This is a genomic window from Thalassospira sp. GO-4, from assembly GCF_023588965.1.
Classification (GTDB): Bacteria; Pseudomonadota; Alphaproteobacteria; order Rhodospirillales; family Thalassospiraceae; genus Thalassospira; species Thalassospira povalilytica.
Map to the genome: position 1 here is coordinate 273,187 of NZ_CP097807.1, position 19,558 is coordinate 292,744.

General features: G+C 55.1%; 20 protein-coding genes. 5 read left to right on the forward strand and 15 right to left on the reverse strand.

The window, feature by feature from the left end; translation table 11 throughout:
* Window positions 1-48: 48 nt before the first annotated feature.
* From M9H61_RS01385 to fabI, 5 genes are all read right to left on the reverse strand, one after another.
* Window positions 49-516, reverse strand: coding sequence for a DUF2269 family protein (locus tag M9H61_RS01385; protein ID WP_250282944.1), 468 nt, complete (start codon window positions 514-516; stop codon window positions 49-51).
* A gap of 37 nt (window positions 517-553) precedes the next feature.
* The gene (locus tag M9H61_RS01390; protein ID WP_250282946.1) at window positions 554-1,159 is read right to left on the reverse strand and encodes a TetR/AcrR family transcriptional regulator; all 606 of its coding nucleotides are present in this window, start codon (window positions 1,157-1,159) and stop codon (window positions 554-556) included.
* A 189-nt stretch (window positions 1,160-1,348) separates the two neighbouring features.
* Entirely contained in the window at window positions 1,349-2,656 is a 1,308-nt protein-coding gene (locus M9H61_RS01395; protein ID WP_250282948.1) for a hypothetical protein, read from the reverse strand.
* A gap of 43 nt (window positions 2,657-2,699) precedes the next feature.
* Window positions 2,700-3,803, reverse strand: coding sequence for a chorismate synthase (aroC, locus tag M9H61_RS01400; RefSeq protein WP_250282951.1), 1,104 nt, complete (start codon window positions 3,801-3,803; stop codon window positions 2,700-2,702).
* Window positions 3,804-3,895: 92 nt separating this feature from the next.
* Window positions 3,896-4,726, reverse strand: a complete 831-nt coding sequence (gene fabI / locus M9H61_RS01405) for an enoyl-ACP reductase FabI (RefSeq protein WP_068518183.1) — start codon at window positions 4,724-4,726, stop codon at window positions 3,896-3,898.
* 202 nt (window positions 4,727-4,928) lie between these two features.
* Between fabI and M9H61_RS01410 the strand changes: the two genes are divergently transcribed.
* On the forward strand, window positions 4,929-6,287 hold the full coding sequence (locus tag M9H61_RS01410) for a YihY family inner membrane protein (RefSeq protein ID WP_250282953.1): 1,359 nt from the start codon (window positions 4,929-4,931) through the stop codon (window positions 6,285-6,287).
* Window positions 6,288-6,326: 39 nt separating this feature from the next.
* Here M9H61_RS01410 and M9H61_RS01415 read toward each other — a convergent pair whose 3' ends face one another.
* The 4 genes from M9H61_RS01415 to M9H61_RS01430 all read right to left on the reverse strand — a co-directional run bounded on the left by M9H61_RS01415 (window position 6,327) and on the right by M9H61_RS01430 (window position 10,458).
* On the reverse strand, window positions 6,327-7,124 hold the full coding sequence (locus M9H61_RS01415; protein WP_250282955.1) for an SDR family NAD(P)-dependent oxidoreductase: 798 nt from the start codon (window positions 7,122-7,124) through the stop codon (window positions 6,327-6,329).
* Between the two features lie 196 nt (window positions 7,125-7,320).
* Entirely contained in the window at window positions 7,321-8,694 is a 1,374-nt protein-coding gene (locus M9H61_RS01420; RefSeq protein WP_250282957.1) for a mechanosensitive ion channel family protein, read from the reverse strand.
* A 166-nt stretch (window positions 8,695-8,860) separates the two neighbouring features.
* Complete coding sequence (locus M9H61_RS01425; protein WP_114112725.1) at window positions 8,861-9,787, reverse strand: DnaJ C-terminal domain-containing protein; 927 nt, start codon at window positions 9,785-9,787, stop codon at window positions 8,861-8,863.
* 194 nt (window positions 9,788-9,981) lie between these two features.
* Complete coding sequence (locus tag M9H61_RS01430) at window positions 9,982-10,458, reverse strand: RT0821/Lpp0805 family surface protein (protein ID WP_250282959.1); 477 nt, start codon at window positions 10,456-10,458, stop codon at window positions 9,982-9,984.
* A gap of 146 nt (window positions 10,459-10,604) precedes the next feature.
* On the opposite strand from M9H61_RS01430, the gene pdxH reads away from it, so the two are divergent.
* Window positions 10,605-11,225: a pyridoxamine 5'-phosphate oxidase gene (gene pdxH, locus M9H61_RS01435; protein WP_250282961.1), complete on the forward strand. Its 621-nt coding sequence runs from the start codon at window positions 10,605-10,607 to the stop codon at window positions 11,223-11,225.
* An 89-nt stretch (window positions 11,226-11,314) separates the two neighbouring features.
* Here pdxH and M9H61_RS01440 read toward each other — a convergent pair whose 3' ends face one another.
* Window positions 11,315-11,623 carry a helix-turn-helix transcriptional regulator gene (locus M9H61_RS01440; RefSeq protein WP_068518179.1) on the reverse strand — a complete coding sequence of 103 codons (309 nt, stop codon included), beginning with the start codon at window positions 11,621-11,623 and terminating at the stop codon, window positions 11,315-11,317.
* Window positions 11,624-11,950: 327 nt separating this feature from the next.
* On the opposite strand from M9H61_RS01440, the gene M9H61_RS01445 reads away from it, so the two are divergent.
* Together M9H61_RS01445 and M9H61_RS01450 are read left to right on the forward strand one after the other, a co-directional pair.
* Complete coding sequence (locus M9H61_RS01445; protein WP_101248020.1) at window positions 11,951-12,808, forward strand: universal stress protein; 858 nt, start codon at window positions 11,951-11,953, stop codon at window positions 12,806-12,808.
* A 206-nt stretch (window positions 12,809-13,014) separates the two neighbouring features.
* Window positions 13,015-13,200, forward strand: a complete 186-nt coding sequence (locus M9H61_RS01450) for a hypothetical protein (protein ID WP_250282964.1) — start codon at window positions 13,015-13,017, stop codon at window positions 13,198-13,200.
* Window positions 13,201-13,245: 45 nt separating this feature from the next.
* Here M9H61_RS01450 and M9H61_RS01455 read toward each other — a convergent pair whose 3' ends face one another.
* Window positions 13,246-13,944 carry an SOS response-associated peptidase gene (locus M9H61_RS01455; RefSeq protein WP_250282966.1) on the reverse strand — a complete coding sequence of 233 codons (699 nt, stop codon included), beginning with the start codon at window positions 13,942-13,944 and terminating at the stop codon, window positions 13,246-13,248.
* A gap of 220 nt (window positions 13,945-14,164) precedes the next feature.
* Between M9H61_RS01455 and M9H61_RS01460 the strand changes: the two genes are divergently transcribed.
* Window positions 14,165-14,908, forward strand: coding sequence for an SDR family NAD(P)-dependent oxidoreductase (locus M9H61_RS01460; protein WP_068518176.1), 744 nt, complete (start codon window positions 14,165-14,167; stop codon window positions 14,906-14,908).
* 134 nt (window positions 14,909-15,042) lie between these two features.
* Here the strand turns inward: M9H61_RS01460 and M9H61_RS01465 are convergent, their stop codons facing one another.
* The 4 genes from M9H61_RS01465 to M9H61_RS01480 all read right to left on the reverse strand — a co-directional run bounded on the left by M9H61_RS01465 (window position 15,043) and on the right by M9H61_RS01480 (window position 19,526).
* Entirely contained in the window at window positions 15,043-15,549 is a 507-nt protein-coding gene (locus M9H61_RS01465) for a GNAT family N-acetyltransferase (RefSeq protein ID WP_250282968.1), read from the reverse strand.
* A gap of 72 nt (window positions 15,550-15,621) precedes the next feature.
* Window positions 15,622-16,161, reverse strand: a complete 540-nt coding sequence (locus tag M9H61_RS01470) for a hypothetical protein (protein WP_228195861.1) — start codon at window positions 16,159-16,161, stop codon at window positions 15,622-15,624.
* Window positions 16,162-16,398: 237 nt separating this feature from the next.
* Window positions 16,399-17,616, reverse strand: a complete 1,218-nt coding sequence (gene hemA / locus M9H61_RS01475; RefSeq protein WP_068518173.1) for a 5-aminolevulinate synthase — start codon at window positions 17,614-17,616, stop codon at window positions 16,399-16,401.
* Between the two features lie 518 nt (window positions 17,617-18,134).
* Window positions 18,135-19,526: an aspartate aminotransferase family protein gene (locus M9H61_RS01480; protein WP_250282970.1), complete on the reverse strand. Its 1,392-nt coding sequence runs from the start codon at window positions 19,524-19,526 to the stop codon at window positions 18,135-18,137.
* Between the last annotated feature and the right edge of the window lie 32 nt (window positions 19,527-19,558).

The following is a 19,558-nucleotide window of genomic DNA, read 5'->3' on the forward strand; positions in this document are numbered from 1 at the left end:
GCGGATGCGATGGGCAATACCCGCCAAATGCCAGCGTCTTGGCTCTGCCTAGCGGTAAATCATGAAATACAGGGTTGCCAGCGGCAAGATAACGGCAATCAGCCCGATGATATTCCAAAGTTTGCGGCATTTTTCATAGGCCGGTGGCATGGTTTGATCGCCCGCCTGTATGGTCCGGCTGGCGATCTTTGACATATAGATTTGCAAGGGGACCAACCCGGTCACCCACAGCATTGCGGCCATGCCAAACAGGCTGATGCCGATTGTCAGATGGGGCGCATCGGAAATCGCAATTCCGGTCGCGTGAAAAAGCCCGATCCCGCCAATGGTGATCAAGGCACCACCCAATGCGGTAAAGGCCAGATCCGTCATATTCACCAGCCGACAGGCAAAGGCAATGATCACGGGATTGCCGGTTTTGTCGGCTTGTGTCTTCCACAGTGCCGATACAATGATGTTGCCAAGAAACAGCACAACGCCAAGAACATGAATGAATTTAACGGTTAAATATTCCATCGGTTGATCCGGTTTGATGGCGGGTGAAAAGGCAGGGTTACAGATCGGTCGGGGCGGTGAGGTCTTCTGCAAGAAGGCCAAGAACAAAATCGCCAAGTTCCTGATCGGCGGGCGGCACGATCATGCCGTCAATCACCAGCATGGCAATGCCATGCGCACGGCTCCAAGCGGCAAGCGCACGGTTATAAGCCGTTGCGGCCTCGGTCAGGGTCATTTCGGCCTTGCGATCGACCGAGGTCACTGCGCGTTGCAACACATCAAAGGCGTTATCCGCGGCATCACGCAATTCGGGATACTGATCAAGTGGCGGGCGTTCACGGCCAAAGATCAGTCGGAAATGTTGCGGATTTTCCACGGCAAAGCCGACATAGGCCGCACCAAGCTTCATGATGCGTTCTTCGTGATGCGCAACATTTGCCGCCACAGATTCAAGTTGTTCGGCAAAGCGTTCAAACGCGGCAATTGCAACTGCCGCCAAAATGCCATCCTTTCCGTCAAAATGACGATAGGGTGCGGCTTCTGATACACCGGTCATGCGGGCCAGACGGCGCAATGACAGCCCGGTCGGGCCTTCTTCTGTCAGGATGGTTTCGGCTTTTTGCAAAAGAACATTACGGACGTCACCGTGATGGTATTTCCCCATTAGCTCGTATCTCGATTTTCTTATGTTAACTAAGTTAACATTAACGGGTGGAAACCCGGATTTCAAGGAAAAATCGACCTTTGATCGGTAAAAGGTGGCGGATTTCCGGGTTTTCCAGATCGCTGCCAAAACAAAAGCACCGTCCAAATCGGGACGGTGCAGTTTATACAGGGATATGTCACAGGAACGTCAGACGGGGTTGGGCGTTTGTTCCGTGCTGTCCGCCGTTGGGGCGGCTTTGGGATCGGGGGATACATCGGGATTGGTGGATCCATCTTGTGATGTATCGGGGGTATCTGTTGCAGGTTGCGGGGTGACTTCCGGGGTGCTCGTTGTGTCCGGTGTTGTTGGTGTATCCGTGCCAGTCGCGGGGACGGGTGCCGGGCCGGTTTGTGTGTTGTTGCCGTCGGCCCTGGTTGCTGTGTCGGCCGACCGGGTTTCCTGGCTTTGATCGTTGGTGCCGGGTGCGCTGGATGTACCGGACGCACCGGATGCATCAGGTATACTGTCCGGCTGTGCTGCCGGGGTCTGCTGTGCTTCTGGTGCCGCTGCTGTATCTGGTGTCGGCGTTACGGGGGGTGACTGAGTATCGGGCGTGGTCGTCGCCGTAGTCGGGGACGCTGCCGTAGTCGAGGTCGAGGTTGCATCCGCTGTTGCGCCTGGCGTTGCTGGTTGCTGTGTTGCGTCGGGGGCTGGTTGAGGCGTCGGCGTGCTGTCGGTGCTGTCGCTTGATGGAGCAGGTACCGCAGGCGTAGCAGGTGTCGCCGGTGTGGTCGGCGCTGAACCGTCCTTGGCCGCAGGTGCGGGGTTGTCGACCGGTTTTTGCGGATTGAGATCGACTGACGGGGTTGCGACTTTCCTGTCTTTTTCGGTTCTGTCCGGACGGATCAGGAATTTGTCAGCCAGGGTGTCCTGTCCGATCAGCAGTGGCTGTTCTAGGCCGCCCATTTCCAACAGGCCGATTTCAACATCGCGCACGATGCCGCCAATTTTCATCCGGGTGTGAATGACCGGGGCGCGTACACTTGCGCTGTTGCTGCTGGTCTGAATGTCGCGATATCCGGCAACCGGAAGGGCAAGCTTCCAGACAATGGTACAGGATTTCAGATTGCTTTCAGGTGCAGGATTGCATTTGAGCGTCAGACTGAAAGAAACGATTTCGCCGGCGTCCTTGTCCTGATCATTGCTGCTGTCGTTTGTCGTGGATGCATTGTCGCCAGATGCCATGTCGCTGCTATGAGCATCGTCACTGGCGCCTGATATGTGCAGATCACTGACAAACAGACAGGTCTGCGGTGCCGCGCCAAGGACCATGCCGGGCATTCCGGCAATTCCCCATTCGGGCAGATCCAATGCCTCGTCCGGATAGAGGATCGTGCGGCCACGCAGTTGTGCATCATCACCAAGGGATCCGCTCTTGGCGGGCTTGTTGTTGGATGCAGCAAGTGAGATCAGGGTTTTGAGCAATACTGGGTTCATGCCATCAAGACGTGGCATCAACCCGGTTGTGACAGGAAACCTTGGGCAAAGACCCTAATTATCAGCTGGGGAAATGTTTGTTGGTGTTCCAGCCTTCGCATTGTGCACGGTGGCGCAGAAGGTGGTCAGCAAGCACGATGGCGGCCATGGCTTCGCCAACCGGAACGCCGCGAATGCCAACACACGGGTCATGGCGACCCTTGGTGACGACATCGACTTCCTTGCCATAGATGTCGATGCTTTTGCGCGGGGTCAGGATCGAGCTGGTCGGTTTGACCGCAAAACGCACCACAATGTCCTGTCCGGATGAAATCCCGCCCAGAATGCCGCCTGCGTGGTTGGAGCCGAAAACCGGTTTGCCATCATTACCAAGGCGCATTTCATCGGCATTTTCAATGCCGGTCAGTTCGGCGGCTTCAAAACCGTTGCCGATTTCGACACCCTTGACCGCATTGATCGTCATCATCGCCTTGGCCAGATCGGCATCAAGCTTGTCATAAACCGGATCCCCAAGCCCGACCGGAACGCCGGAACAAACGACTTCGATCACCGCGCCAACCGATGATCCGTCCTTGCGCAGGTCATCAAGATATTCTTCGAATACCGGCACCGCTTCGGGATCGGGACAGAAGAACGGGTTGTTATCTACTTCGTTCCAGTTCCAGTTGTCGCGATTGATTTCCTTGGTGCCCATTTTGACCAGTGCAGCGCGGATCTGGATGTCATCGCCAAGAACCTTGCGGGCAATGGCACCGGCGGCAACACGCATCGCCGTTTCGCGGGCCGAAGAACGGCCGCCGCCACGATAATCACGCGTGCCGTATTTTTCCCAATAGGTGTAATCGGCATGGCCCGGGCGGAACTGGTTTTTGATTTCGCCGTAATCCTTGGACCGCTGATCAACGTTTTCAATCAGAAGCCCGATCGGGGTTCCGGTGGTTTTGCCTTCGAACACACCCGAAAGGATTTTGACCTGATCAGGTTCGCGACGCTGGGTCGTAAAGCGCGACTGACCGGGTTTGCGTTTTTCAAGGAATTCCTGAATGTCGGCTTCGGAAAGTTCCAGAAGGGGGGGCACACCATCAACGACACAGCCAATTGCCGGGCCGTGGCTTTCGCCAAAGGTGGTGAACCGAAAAAGAGTTCCAAAACTGTTGCCAGCCATATCCGAATTCCAGAATGCAAGGGTCAGAGACAAATCGGGCCGCCCGATCTTTAAAGGATTTTGGGCGGCCCGGAAATAAGCGTTTTTGCTGATCAGCCTTTAACAACCGAGATGTCAGGCGCATCAACCTGTTTCATGCCGACCGTGTGATAACCACAATCGACATGGTGGGTTTCGCCGGTAACACCGGTCGACAGATCAGACAGGAAGTACAGGCCGGACCCGCCAACATCATCAAGGGTTACGTTGCGACGCATCGGCGAATTGTATTCATTCCATTTCAGGATATAGCGGAAATCGCCAATGCCCGAAGCCGCAAGGGTCTTCATCGGGCCGGCCGAAATCGCATTCACACGAATGCCATCCGGGCCAAGGTCATTGGCAAGATATTTTACGCTGGCTTCAAGGGCTGCCTTGGCAACGCCCATGACGTTGTAATGCGGCATGACTTTTTCTGCCCCGTAATAGGACAGGGTCAGAAGCGACCCACCCGCAGACATCAGTTTTTCGGCACGCTGGGCAACAGCAGTGAACGAATAAACCGAGATATTCATCGACATGGCGAAGTTTTCAGGCGAGGTGTCAACATAGCGACCACGCAATTCGTTCTTGTCCGAATAGCCGATGGCGTGGACGACGAAGTCCAGCTTTCCCCATTTTTCCTTGAGCGTGTCAAAAACAGCGTCAATGCTGGCCGCGTCCGACACGTCACATGGCAAGACGATGTCGCTGCCGACAGATTCAGCAAGCGGACGAACACGTTTTTCGAGGGCCTCACCCTGGAAGGTAAAAGCAATTTCGGCACCGGCGGCGGCAGCGGCACGTGCAATGCCCCAAGCGATGGATTTATCGTTGGCGACGCCCATAATCAGGCCACGCTTACCGGCCATCAGGCCCGAAATGTTTTCGGTGGACAGGCTCATTTTTCCTCTCGTTCCCACGATCTCTCTCTGGCAGGTGGAGGCATTCAATCAAAGCCGCGACCGGCACAGGAGGCATTAGACATTCGGCGCATCCTACACAAAGCTGGCTCAAGGTCAATCTGGCCTGTCCTAACGTGTGCGGGCACGCTATCTTGTTGATCACGTGCAGTATAACCGGAAAATGCGTAGGGATAAGCGTTTAATGGTCGAAATTCAGAAAATGATCGCGGATCGGACCGCATTCTGGCGCTACGCCGCCATGCGTTTTGTCCATGACAAATCGGTGCAGCGCGCAGCGGGCCTGTCTTACACGACGCTTCTGGCAATGGTTCCGTTTCTTGCCGTGGCGCTGACGGTTCTTTCGGCATTTCCGGTTTTTGATCAGTTCAAAGATCAGATCATGGACGTTGTTCTGAATAACTTTCTGCCTGAAACCGGCGAACAGGTCAGCGGGTATCTGGGAAGTTTCCTTCAGAATACCGGTCAGATGACCGCTGTTGGCACCATTGTGCTTGGCCTGACGGCGGTGATGTTGCTGGGCGCGATCGAAGGGGCGATGAATGACGTCTTCCGCGTGACCAGCCCGCGCAAATTGCTGTCGCGGCTTGTGGTTTTCTGGACCTTGTTGACGGTCGGGCCGATGCTTTTGGGGCTTAGCCTGTCATTGGCGTCCTATATCTTTGCCATGCGCCATCTGGTCGGTGGCGAGGCACTGGGCCAGCAGATCGGACAACTGACCTTTATTGCACCGTTCTTTTTGTCGGCAGCGGCCTTTTCACTGCTGTTTATCGGCATGCCAAACCGGTCTGTGGAAATCCGCGACGGGGCTGTCGGGGGCATGGTTGCCGCATTGCTGTTCGAGGCCCTTAAAAAGGGGTTCGGATTTTACGTCACCAATTTTCCGACCTATCAGACGATCTACGGGGCGGTGGCGGTGGTGCCGATCTTCCTGTTGTGGATGTATCTGACCTGGATCGTCATTTTGCTCGGCGCACAGGTGGCCGCCGCACAGTCGGAATGGCGTGCCGCACGCGCAGCCGGACTGATTCCCGATCCGCGCGGGGCGGTGCCGGGACATATGGAACGGATTATTGCGGTCTTGCGTGTGCTGGAATATCTGCAACACCGTTTCCACGAAGCCGGGAAACCGCCGACCTATCGTCGCATGATGCGGGAATTGAAGCTTGGCGGACGTGACCTTAACTGGGCGCTGGCCGCCCTGCGACGTGAAAAGCTGATTGACCGATCAGAAAGCCATCGCTGGCTGTTATCCGGGGATTTGTCGCGGATCAGCCTGATGCAATTGATGACGCGGCTTGGGTTGTTTCTTGATTATGACCGGTTGTTGCTGGTGCAGACCGATGGCGGCTGGCCGGTGGTGATGCGCGAACGGCTGGTCGAGTTGGAAAAGAAACGCCAGTCTGTTCTTGATATCAGTGTTGGTGAGTTGCTTGATACACCGCGCCCCGAAGACAAGGTTCCCGAGCAGGTCGAAGCCGACCCGCATCAACAAAAGTCCCGCGAAATCGATCAAAAGGACATGACCGATACCATCGGCTGATCTGGGGACCGCCCGGATTTGGGCGTTGGGCCTTAGGCCTTAGGCAATGGTTTTGCGGGTAACTGTACCTGACGGTGCGGGGCCTGTATTCGCGATATCCGCAACCCTGGAATTTTGTTGATCGGAAAGCAGAATATCCAAACCGGTTCGGGTATGGCTGTGCAGGATTTTATCCATGATGGCGGGGCACAGGGCATTGATCTGTGCCAGCAGCCGTTCGGGCCAGCCGGTGCGCAGGTCGATCCGGTTGCGTTCAATGGCATTGGCGATCCGGATTGCGACATCACGCGGGCGATCTTCGGATGTTGCGGTTTGCCGATGAAGCAGTCCAAGTTTCGCACTGTTCATACCTGTGCGAGTAGCGCGCGGTGCGATGTGGCATACCTTGATGCCATTGCGGGCAACTTCGCGGCGCAAGGCATCACTAAATCCCTTAAGCCCGGCCTTGGCCGCGACATATCCGCTTTGATGTGCCGGTGCGATAAGGCCGGCCATTGATCCGATATTGACGATCTGACCATGGCCGCGATTGCGCATGGCGGGCAAGACCGCCTGACACAGGCGCATCGGCACCAGAAGGTCCAGTGTCAGCAACGCGTCGTAATTCTGATGTTCGGCAAGATCAAACGCGTTGATCGCCGCAAGATTGACAAGAATATCCGGGGTGTTTTCGCGCAGTGACTTACAGACCGTATCGATCTGTTCCATCAGATCACCCTGTTCGGCATGGTCATGGGTCGTAACAATTGCCCCACGTGATCGCAGCACCGCAGAAAGCGGACGACCAATACCGCCGGTTGCCCCGGTCAGAAAGACGCGTTTGCCATCAACCCGCATGGCGATGCCCGATCGGTCGCGCCAGCGTCATAGACAGAGTGATAAACACGGGAATAAACAGATGGGCAAAATCGGTCACGGTGGCTCCGCACAGGTTACGTTGGATGCTTTTGCGTTGGATGGTTCAGCGTACGGACACATTTTGTCCGATCGAGCTGACAGCAACCTGAAGGCAAGCCAACCGTGACGATTATGGTTATGCGTCCTGCGACGCGTCATCGGGTTTTGGCGTTTGCGGCGGGGATTGCGGGGAACTCATTTCGATCTTGATCGGGGCGTCGCCGCTGCGCAAATGCAGGTCGCGTTGCGGGAACGGGATTTCGATATCGTGTTCCTTGAAGGCATCCCAGACATTCAGCAGGATTTCACTGATGATGTTGCCCCGGCCATTTTGCGGATCATCGATCCAGAACCGGATTTCCAGATCAACCGAATTGTCGCCAAACCCGCGCAAAAGGGTGTTCGGCCCCGGGTTTTCCAGAACGCGCTGGCACTTCGCGGCGGCTTCGTTGCACAGCTTGATCGCGAAATGCGGATCGCAGTTATAGGAAATGCCAACCGGGATTTTCAGACGCAGTTTGACGTCGGAATGGCTCCAGTTTTCGACCTGGGTGGTGATCAGGTCTTCGTTCGGGATCAGGAATTCTGTCCCGTCACGGGTGCGAACGGCGGTGTATCGGGCACCCAGCGACTGGATCCAGCCGAAAGTTTCGCCAATCGCAATGACGTCGCCGGGTTTGATCGACCGGTCCAGAAGCAGGATCACACCACTGATCAGGTTGGCGACAATCCGTTGCAGGCCAAGCCCGATCCCGACACCAACCGCACCGCCAAACACGGCGAGTGCGGTTAAATCGACCCCGATGGTCGACAGCGCAAACAAGACCGCAACCGAAAGCAACACAAGTTTCAGAAGCTTTGCCATCAGGACCTGAACCGACGGGGTCAGGCGGTGGACTTTCTGAATGCGCTGTTCAAACAGGCGTGATGCAAATGATGCAACCCAAAGCAATACCGCAAGTGACAGCACAGCCTTGATAATTCCGTAAACCGATACCCGGAATTCGCCGACCTGCATGGCCAGCCCGTCAAGGATTTCAATCGTCGGATCCAGCCATCCGACAATGTTCAATGCCGCCAGCCCCCAGGCAACCGCGGCAATGGTGCGCGACCACACCGGATCATTGACAATGGCAGCAGCCAGTCGAATGACGATCCAGGCATTCAGCAGGCTTGCAATCAGTCGAATGACATTGTGACGATATCCGGCCTGAACCGCGATGGCATCAAGCAGCCAGACAAACACCACCAGCAACAAGGGAAAGGCCAGATCGGGCAGAACATTGGCGAACCGCCGAAAGCCGGCATATTGCAAAAACGGTTTCCATTTTTGCAGCCGCGCCAACAGCTTTTCCAGACGCGAACGCAACAGCAATGCCGGAATGATCACCGTGACACAGGCGACAATCTGTATCAGGATCGGGATCAGCAACACATTGGCCGAAAGCCAGTTGATAGCCTGTTCAAGCCACTTTGCGTATTGGTCCGGATTGGTGAATTGTTCCATCATGCCCTGATTGCTGTTTGGTCTTTTGCCAACTGAATGGGGATCCAAAATCCTTTGATTCCATATGGTAACACGAAACCATATTTACAGTCAGATGATTGCGGTCCAGGGCCGGCGGTTGGTCAGGAACAAGAAAAAAGCCGGCAAATGCCGGCTTTTGAAATGATGTTCAGCGCGTCTTGTAGGGATGCTTTTCTGACCATTCCCGGATGAAATCGATCAGTTCATCATCACGTTCATCGGGAAGCTTCACCGTCAGATGCACATATTGATCACCGCGCTTGTTACCACGGTCATAGGGCGCACCCTTGCCGCGCAACCGCAATTTGGTGCCGCTATTGGCGTTGGCGGGAAGCTTCATATTGACCTTGCCGTCAATGATCGGCACTTCGATCGAGCCGCCAAGAATGGCTTCGGACAGGCTGATTGCCAGATCACAATGAATGTCATTGCCTTCGCGACGGAATGTCTTGTCCGGATGGACATGCAGTTTGATCAATGCATCACCCGGTTCGCCGCCATTCATGCCGGCCATGCCCTGCCCCTTGAGGCGCAAGGTCTGTTCATCCTCGCTTCCGGGCGGGATGCGGACTTCAAGACTTTTGCCACTGGCAAGATTGATGCGTTTGGTCGTTCCCAGAATGGCTTCGGCAAAATCAAGGCTCAGCTCATAGGAAATATTCGGGCCTTTGACTTTCTGGGGTTTGCGTTCCCCGCCAAAGCCGCCGAAACCGCCACCACCGCGACCGCGTCCCTTGCCGAATATCTCGTCAAAGATATCCTCGGCATTGGCTCCGGAAAAGCCGAACGGATCACCATTGCCGCCGCCAAAGCCGCCGGAACGTCCGCCGCCACGTGCGAACGGGCTTGTTTCGCGGCCTTCGGCATCGATTTCGCCATTGTCGAACTTCTTGCGGCGTTCGGCGTCACCCAAAAGGTGATAGGCGCTTGATACCTTTTTGAAGCGTTCCTCGATTTTAGCGTCGCCGGGATTTACATCGGGATGGAGTTCGCGCGCCAGCTTGCGATAGGCTTTCTTGATTTCTTCCTGACTGGCGTTTTTTGAAACGCCAAGCGTCTTGTAGGGATCTTGCATGTCCAGACCGGTTGTAAAAACAAAAAGCACGTTGGTTCATTATTAGATCATGATCGGTGAAATATGAACCTTATTCGCGATCAGCAAGTCCTGTTTGCATGTGTCTTTTAAGATGTCGGAATGCGAAAAGGCGACGCCAATCAGACTGATTGCGCCGCCTTGTTCGGTGTTTTGGCCAGACGGCCAGATATTGATCAGTTCACAACCTGCCAGCTGCCATCGGGTTTGCGGCAAGCCGTGCCATAGGCGGTTTCTTCCTGGCCGCCGATCATGACAGTCTGTTGATATTCGCGGCAATATTCCTGGGTTTTGGGTTCCTGATAGGTGCGGGTCGGGGTGACCGTGCCCTGAACACCGGTATCGGGGTTCTGCCAGGTGGAAGTCTGGCCTGTCGGGGTCGCTTCAAGCGTCCGCTGCGTGCTTTGCGCCATGATGGCCCGGTCCGCGTTATCAAGCGAACGGCCGACCTCGCTACCGATGAAGGCACCGGCAAGCGTACCAAGTGCGACACCGACCAGCTGGCCTTTGCCTTTACCAAACTGCGATCCGGCAACCGCACCGCCAACAGCCCCAAGAAGGGTGCCAGCGGTCTGCTTCTGACCCTGGTCCTGGGCACAGCCAGCGATAAAGGCGGTCATGATGACCGGAATTACGATATGACGGAATTTCATGTTTGTTTTGCCCATCTTGTCTTTACGGTCCCAACCGATATGCTTTGCGTATATATGTTAATCAAACGATGCGTCTGCCACCGATGTTCCGAATTAGTTGCGCAGAAAGGCAACTAATTCACTCAGCCGAAGGAATTCTTTTCCCAATGGACGAAAAAAATACGCCAAAATTTGGGCACGAACCCCATGAAGCGCCCTTTGAACAGTTTCAGTCATGGTTTGACGAGGCCAAATCTGCGGAAAAGGCCTATCCGGATGCCATGACGCTGGCGACTGCCGATGCACAGGGGCGGCCATCAGCACGGATTGTCCTGCTTAAGGGGTTTGATCCGCGCGGGTTCGTTTTCTATACCAACTATGAAAGCCGCAAGGGCAGCCAGCTTGCCGAAAACAGCTATGCCGCGCTGTGTTTCCACTGGAAGACGCTTGAAAAATGCGTCCGCATCGAGGGCAAGGTATCGAAGGTTGATGGCGCTGAATCGGATGAATATTTCGCATCCCGCCCTCGCGGCAGTCAGCTTGGCGCCTGGGCATCGATCCAGTCGCGCCCGATGAGTGGCCGCTTTGATCTGGAAAAACGGGTGGCGGAATTCACCGCCAAATTCGGTCTTGGCAAAGTGCCGCGCCCGGATCACTGGGGCGGTTTCCGTCTTGTCCCGGATCGAATTGAATTCTGGTCCGAAGGAAAATTCCGTCTGCATGATCGCAAACTTTATACCCGTGATGCCAACGATACGGGCTGGGACATCGACAAGCTGTTCCCATAAGCCAGCCGGGCTGTAACGGATAAAACAAAACGCACAAGGTCAGATGACTTTGTGCGTTTTTCTTTGGCAAGCTTGTGCGTCCCGTCTGGTCAGGCTTTGTCTTCGGGCGGGCAGAAGATTTCCTGCAAAATCACGATCACCTTCATGATGTCGGGATTGGCCAGCGAATAATAGATCGTTTGGGCTTCGCGACGGGTTTTCACCAGTCCTTCGCGGCGCAAACGAGCCAGATGCTGTGACAGGGCGGATTGTTTGATGCCCAGTTCGTTTTCCAGCGTGCCGACCGACTTTTCCTGATCCCCGAGTGAGCACAGGATCATCAGGCGCCACTCATTGCCAAGGGTTTTGAGAAATTCCGCTGCTTCGCGGACATTCTCCTGGAGTGCTTCATAATCCATTCGCCAGATGACCCATTCAAAGTTCTGTGTGTGTGTTCGTCCGATGTTGTGCTTTTGCGATTTTTAAAGGACGAAATTTTTGGTTCGATATTGAAACCGCCATCGTAATCACAACCATAGATGATACAATCATTTTATGTGTTAGGCTTAATGAAAAACGGGATCGGGCCTTTGATATGTGTAACAATGGCAATCACATAGACCGAAGTTTGATCTTAAACAAAGAAATGGGCGGCCAAAAGCTGCAAACTTGACACAGACCTGAAAAAGGCCGGGCTCGGCTTTCGGGTCGCTCGGTTATCAAACTGACTGGCGGGAGTGTGTACTATGGCAATACGAACAATTCTGGCACCGGTGGCAGGGACTGCCATTGATGAACGGGTGATGGAAACGGCCTTTCGGATGGCCAAGCGATTTGACGCCCATCTTGAGGCGCTGTTCGTTGCCGCCGAACCGCAGGACGCCATCCCGATCGTTGGCGAAGGCATGTCGGGTCTGATCATCGAAGAAATGATCCGTGCTGCTGAAAACGAAACCGAAAAACGCGAAGTCAGCGGCAAGGCGTCGTTTGAGGCCGCTGTTAAGGCATCGGGTGTCGAAACATCCGATACACCATCCCGGGAAACCAAGCCGACCTGCGCCTGGCGCAAGGATAGCGGCCGCGAAGACGAAACCGTTGCCCGCCGCGGGCGGTTGTTTGATCTTGTGGTGATCGGTCGGGATCCCAAGGAAGCATCGGCGTCGCTGACCTTTGATGCCGCGCTGATGGAAACCGGGCGTCCGATCTTGGTCGCGCCGGAAACAGCCCCGGCAACGGTCGGCGAAAAAGTCATGATCGCCTGGAATGGCGGGGTCGAAGCCGCACGTGCCGTGACCTCGGCCATGCCGCTTTTGCGCAGTGCCAAGGAAGTGACAATCGTCAGTATCGGTGATGTCCCGTATGGCCGGGCCTGTGGCAAAGCATTGGCCGAGCAGTTCCGCTGGCACGGAGTCGAAGCCAGGGTCGTTGACAATACCGAAACGTCAAATGTGGCTAATGCCTTGATTTCCGAGGCGGAAAAATGCGGTGCGGATACGATTGTTCTGGGCGCTTACAGCCATTCGCGCTTCAAGGAGATGATCCTTGGCGGTGTAACCCAGGATATGCTGGCGAAATGCACCTTGCCGCTTTGGATTATGCACTGACGCAACGGTCATCTTAACCATATGATTTCGCGGCGCTAACCGGCAGTTTCGCGTTCGAGAAGGAAGAAAGGCGCATCTTGATGCGCCTTTTTTTGTTGCACTCGCGAACAATTCGCGACAGGGTTACGGAAATCTTACAAAGACGAAACCCCGATAAACGAGGCGTTTCGCATTGAGGAAGAGAAACGTCTGGCAGGGGAATTCCCATGTTATCATTGCGCGATGTCATTGATTTCGCAGCCATGTCCGAGGATCTGGCACATGAACTCAACAACCCGAAGGTCGGCCTTCCCGATCTTGGCGCCGTTGTTGCGGGCAAGGCCGGTCTGGCACAGGATATGTGTGGATGCGGTGCAGTGCCCTGTGCGGCAAATGATGTTGATCTCGACTAATCCTGCCGGGATGTAAGTGCTGGTCGAACCCGTTTGCGGGTGATCCTATTTCGAAAACAAATCAATCTGATTGCGATCCGGGCCGGATGTTTGGGGTCCCGGAGTTTCTTCGTGCCAGGCCAGTATGTGGTCGGGCAACGGGCCCAGCATGTGACCAAGATCTTCAAAACCGATCATCGGGTCCAGCCACGGTGCGATATGATTGGGGCCGATAATCGCGGGCATTCGGTTATGAATATGGGCAATGGCGGGTGACGGTGCGCAGGTAATGATGGTGGCTTCGCGTCCATTTTCGAGTCCTGCGAACAGAAACGGCTGATGATCGGGCAGGGTGATCCGGTTTTTGTGTTTGGCCGTGCCATTCTTGCGCCATTCATACCAGCCCGTTGCCGGGATCAGACAGCGCCGTCCAAGCAGCGGGCGAAAGGTCGGCTTTTCCCGAAGGGTTTCGGCCCGCGCATTGATCATCGGACTGTTCAGGCCGGGCACGGTCAATCCCCAGGACCGTATCGCAACTTTTTGGCCGGGCAGGATGACGGCAATCGGGTCTGTCGGGCGGCGTGTACCCGTCAGCCCTTCAAACGCGGCATCAAGATCATCTGAAACGTCATCTCCGACCTCATCATTGCCATTGGCCGTGCGGTTTTGATCCTGCATTGCCATACGCCGGATATCTTCCATATTCAGCCCAAGCTGAACCTGAAAAGCCCGAATGTCGCTATTAAGATCAAATCGACTGCACATATCTTTTCACCGATGCCGTGGCCCGATCATAACGGCTATTGCATGTCATGCCAAACAGCGTGACGCGGCGAAATGCACGATGTGCTGTTAAAAAATTGATCTTTTCCGGGCTTTTGCTTCAATGGTTTGGTGTGGCAATGCTATAAGAAGGCAATCACCCGTCAGGCCCGATCAGGGCCGGTCCGGTGAAGATGCCCCAGTCGCGAAGTGAGCAGAATAAATGACCAGTAGCGCCCCGAAAACAGTTGTCCTGACAGGTGCCAGCCGAGGCATCGGTCATGTCACGGTTGGATATTTTGCCCGGCGTGGCTGGCGCGTGATTTGCTGTTCACGTGAAGCGCCGCCGCCAAGCTGTCCGCGCGATCCGGCACAGGGGATCCATATCCGGGCAGACCTTTCCAAACCCGAAGATGTCGAATCCTTTATCGCACAGGCCAACGAAGTTCTGGGCGATGATCCGCTGCATGCGCTGGTCAATAATGCCGGGGTGTCACCAAAGACCCCCTATAAGGAACGCTTGGGCTGCCTGAACGGGGATATCGGTGCCTGGCGCGACGTGTTCGAGCTTAATTTCTTTACGCCGCTGACACTGGCGCGCGGTTTTGCCGCTGCTTTGCACCGTGGCAAGGGGGCGATTTGCAACATCACCTCGATCGCCGGGCATTATGTGCATCCGTTTGCCGGATCGGCCTATTCTACGTCAAAGGCCGCCCTGTCCGGGCTGACCCGTGAAATGGCGGTGGAATTTGCCGAACTGGGCGTGCGGGTCAATGCGGTGGCACCGGGCGAAATCAAGACCGACATGATTTCCCCGGAATATGAGGCACTGGTGCCGCGTATCCCGATGAACCGCATGGGAACCCCCGAAGACGTGGCCGCAGCAGTACATTATCTGGTCGGCGATGACAGCAGCTATGTCACGGGAACCGAAATCTTTGTCACTGGCGGTCAGCACCTTTATTAGGTGCTGACATGACGGTGCGCGAGGAAGGTCAAGTCATTCAGATCATGTCATAATGTCTGAACGGGCCAGGCACGACCCATCTGCGTTGGCTGTGTCAAACAGCGCGCGCAAGACCTGGTGCTTGTCGTCGGTGTCTAGGCAGATGGTTTGATATCGAATGCCGGATCGTAATCGACATTGCCGGTTGGGACGTCATTGATCAGTGGCCGGGCCATGAAATATTCGTCAGGCACCCCGTCAAGCTTCAACCCGGGCAGGGGGGCAAAGCCAAACCGGCTGTAATAATTGGGTTCCCCCAATACCACACAGCCGCGCGCATCATTGGCACGCAGATGACGAATGCCGCTTTGGACAAGTTCGGAACCGATTCCCATGCCTTGCCGGTCCGGGGTAACGGCCACCGGTCCCAAGCCGTACCAATCGCAATGTACCCCGTTGATGCGAACCGGCGAAAAGGCGATGCAGCCGACCAGTTCGTCGTCTTCTTCGGCAATCAGTGAAAGTGTCAGATTGCCGCTTTTTCTGAGTGCATCAACAATCAGATGTTCGGTTTGTTGGCTAAGAGGGGCCGTTTCAAAAGCACTGGCCAAAAGCGCATTAATTGCCGCGAAGTCTTTTTCGGTTTCTTCACGTATCAACATTTTCCGTCCCTGCCTGTGACGTTTGACCGGCTTCCTGCTGGTCTTCAGTCACGACTATAACGGGAAAATGTCTCAGGCCAACAGGCTTTTCAGCCAGTCGCGCTTTTGTTCAAGTCGTTTGACTTCCATTTCAAGCCAGCCGGTGAAATTTCCGGCCTCGTTGGAATGCTCTTCGCGAAGGGCAAGAACACGGTCAAGATCAAGTTCGCAGACATCCTGAAGAATCTCGATCTGCTCGGCACGGATATCGTCATCCAGAAGATGCAGAAAACGCATTTTGAGCGCCATGATCAGACGGGAAAGTTCGCCTGATGTATCGCGCAGGTTGCCCTGCATCAGTTCGACGAATTTTTCATGACCCGCTGTCGTCAGGCTCAGTTGCGCGTCGGAAAATGATCCGTTCGCGGTGTCTTCCTTGACCAGACCTTCAAGTTTCAGAAGCTGAAGCGAGCTTCCCATCATGTCAAGCGACGGCCCCATGATATGGGACATGAAATGGCGCACGGAATTGGCCAGATCGGCATAGCTGATCGGTTTGTCCGAAAGGGCAAGGGTGCCAAGCGCGCAAAGTCGCAGACATTCTTTGGGAAGCAAGGTTCTATCCGAATACATGATGCGGTCCCTGTGTGATAACGGGCCCGACGTTAACGCGAACGGTTCTTAATTGCAAGTTGGATTTTCCGTATCGAAACGGGCAACCCGTATGCAGACCTCAATATAGAACGCACGCGTGCGAAAGCAAATGTCGGACATCAATCACATAGCGGTACGGGCCTGCATTTTGACCGGATCACGAAAAAGGCCGGGGCAAATGCCACCGGCCTTTGTCATCTGGTCTGTCTGGTAGTCTCAGGCAGCCTTGGAGATACCGAGCTGTCCCCATACCGTCAGAAGCGAGTCGATCAAATGATCAATCAGCTCGTCATCATGAAGCGGGCCGGGGGTAAAGCGCAGGCGCTCGGTGCCGCGCGGCACGGTCGGGTAATTGATCGGCTGAACATAGATGTCATGTTCAAACAACAGGCGGTCGCTGGCTTCCTTGCACATGGCGGCATCGCCAACCATCAGCGGCACGATGTGGCTTGGCGCGTCCATGACCGGAAGCCCGGCTGCACGCATCCGCTGACGCAGGGTTTCTGCACGTTCTTTCTGGGCCTGGCGTTCCGCATCGCTTTCCTTGAGATGACGGACAGAGGCAAGCGCACCTGCCGCAATGCTTGGCGGCTGGGAGCTGGTAAAGATAAAGCCGTTGCCGAAGCTTCGCACGAAATCAACGATTTCGGGTTTGGCCGCGATATAGCCGCCAATGACGCCAAAGGCCTTGGCAAGTGTGCCCTGGATGATGTCGACACGGTCCATGACGCCATCGCGTTCGGCAACACCGCCGCCGCGCGGGCCATACATGCCAACCGCGTGGACTTCGTCCAGATATGAAATGGCGTTGTATTTTTCACAAAGATCAAGGATCTGCCCGATCGGGGCAATATCGCCATCCATCGAATAGACCGATTCAAAGGCAACGATCTTGGCGCGTTCGGGGCCGATATCCTTCAGGATCGCTTCAAGATTTTCGACATTGTTATGTTCCCAGATCCGGCGTTCGGCCTTGGAATGGCGCATGCCTTCGATCATCGAATTGTGGTTTTGCGAATCCGAAATGATCACGCAATCAGGCAGCTTGGAACCAAGTGTCGACAGCGTCGTCCAGTTTGCAACATAGCCCGACGTCATCAAAAGTGCGGCTTCCTTGCCATGCAAATCGGCGAGCTCCTGCTCAAGCGCGACATGAAGATGGTTGGAGCCGGAAATGTTTCGGGTACCGCCCGCACCGCCGCCCTGGCCGGTGATGGCATCCTGCATGGCGGCAAGCACCTTGGGGTGCTGTCCCATGCCAAGGTAATCGTTGGAACACCAAACAGTAATTTCACGCGGGGCGTCACCATTGCCCGGATGGTACAGGGCCTTGGGGAATTTGCCGACAATACGTTCAAGGTTGGCGAACACGCGATAGCGACCTTCTGCTTTCAGGCCTGACAACGCGTCTTTGAAGAAGTTGTTATAATTCATCTTTGGTTCTTTCGCCTGTCTCTGTGTGACCAAGGTGGCTGGTCACAAAGCTCTGTCAGCGCCCCGACCTGATCATGGATCCGGACGATCCGTCTTTTGACCGGGGCTTGATTGTTCCCTTATCGGACATGGCAACCGATCGGGCATTGACCCTTGTCAAAAATTAAAGCGATTCCAGTTTTGTTTGGAACCGTCCGAGCAGAGAAGGTGTTTCGTCTCTCGTTTGTCGATCTTGCCCAAGAGGCGTCCCGTATCGTCAAATGCGGACGCGCCCCGTCTCAATACAGTTCCCAATTTGGGCCTATTGTCTTCATTTGGCAAGGATTTGAACGTATTTGGCCGCACAATTATATTGATTTTAGATATAGATAAAATCGATCAATTGTCCGATTGTGCTTGATAGGTTTCTATTTATCGCCCTGACGCCAAATTGTCACTTGCAGTCGTGGAACAAAAAATCCCGCGCAACCATACGTGTCGCGCGGGATTTGAATGTCATTCTGGCGGGATGAACCCGCTTAGCGGGACGCGTGCCAGGCAGTCAGGCCGGCCTCGACCGCGTCAAACATTTCGTGGACTTGCTGTTCGGTAATGATCAGTGGCGGGCAGAAGGCAACGGTATCGCCCAAGGCACGCAAGATCACACCCTGTGCAAGGCAGGCCTCGGCAACCGCCTTGCCCGCCGCGCCATAAGGTTCAAACGGCGTTTTCGCGCATTTGTCCGCAACCAGTTCAAACGCTCCGATCAGGCCGCGCCCACGGGTTTCACCAACATGTTCGAACTTGTTAAGGTCTTTAAGCCGTTTCTGGAACGGCGACATGACGGTGCGCACATGTTCGATGATGCTGTCTTCTTCATAGATCCTGAGCGTTTCAAGCGCGACTGCTGCCGCCACCGGATGACCGGAATAGGTAAATCCGTGGCCGAATGTTCCGACCTCGTTCGAACCCTTTTTGACCGCCTGATAAATCTTGTCATTGATGAACAGGGCCGAAATCGGCTGATAGGCCGATGACAGCTGTTTGGCGACCGTGATCATGTCGGGTTTGAGGTTGAAGGTTTCAGTCGCGAACATGCGACCGGTACGGCCAAAGCCACAGATCACTTCATCGGCAATGAACAGGATGTCGTATTTTTTCAGGACGTCCTGGATCTTTTCGAAATAGGTGCGCGGCGGCACGATGACACCACCGGCCCCCATGATCGGTTCGGCGATAAATGCACCGACGGTTTCGGGGCCTTCGGCCTGAATAAGGTCTTCGAGCTGTTCGGCAAGGCGGGTTGCGAAATCTTCTTCCTCTTCGCCGGGCTGTGCTTCGCGCCAGTAATGCGGCGTTTCGGTGTGAAGAATCCGGTCAATCGGAAGATCAAACAGCTTGTGGTTGCCCGGAAGACCGGTCATCGACGCCGCGGCAACCGTGACACCGTGGTAACCTTTCTTGCGCGAGATGATCTTTTTCTTTTCGGGCTGGCCGATGGCGTTGTGATAGTACCAGACCATCTTGACCGCAGAATCCGTTGCCTCCGAGCCACTATTGGCAAAGAAGACCTTGGACATCGGCACCGGGACGATTTCCAGAAGCTTCTCGGCCAGATCAATCGCCGGGTTGGTGCTTTTGGACGCAAAGGTGTGATAGTAGGGCAGGGTGTTCAGTTGCTTGGTGGCGGCTTCGACCAGGCGCTTTTCGCTGAAACCGAGCGACGCACACCAAAGGCCAGCCATGCCTTCGATGATCTTGCGACCGCTGTCATCGATGACATAAATACCGTCGCCGCCGGTAATGATATGCGGGCCGGTTTTTTCATGCGTGACCAGATTGGTATAGGGATGCAGATAGCTTGCGACATCGCGGCTTGCATCCGAATTCCCCGGGACGGTCGGATTGACGTTGGTGGCGTCGATGGTCATTTCGAACCTCTTAATTCTTGATGTGGGACCCT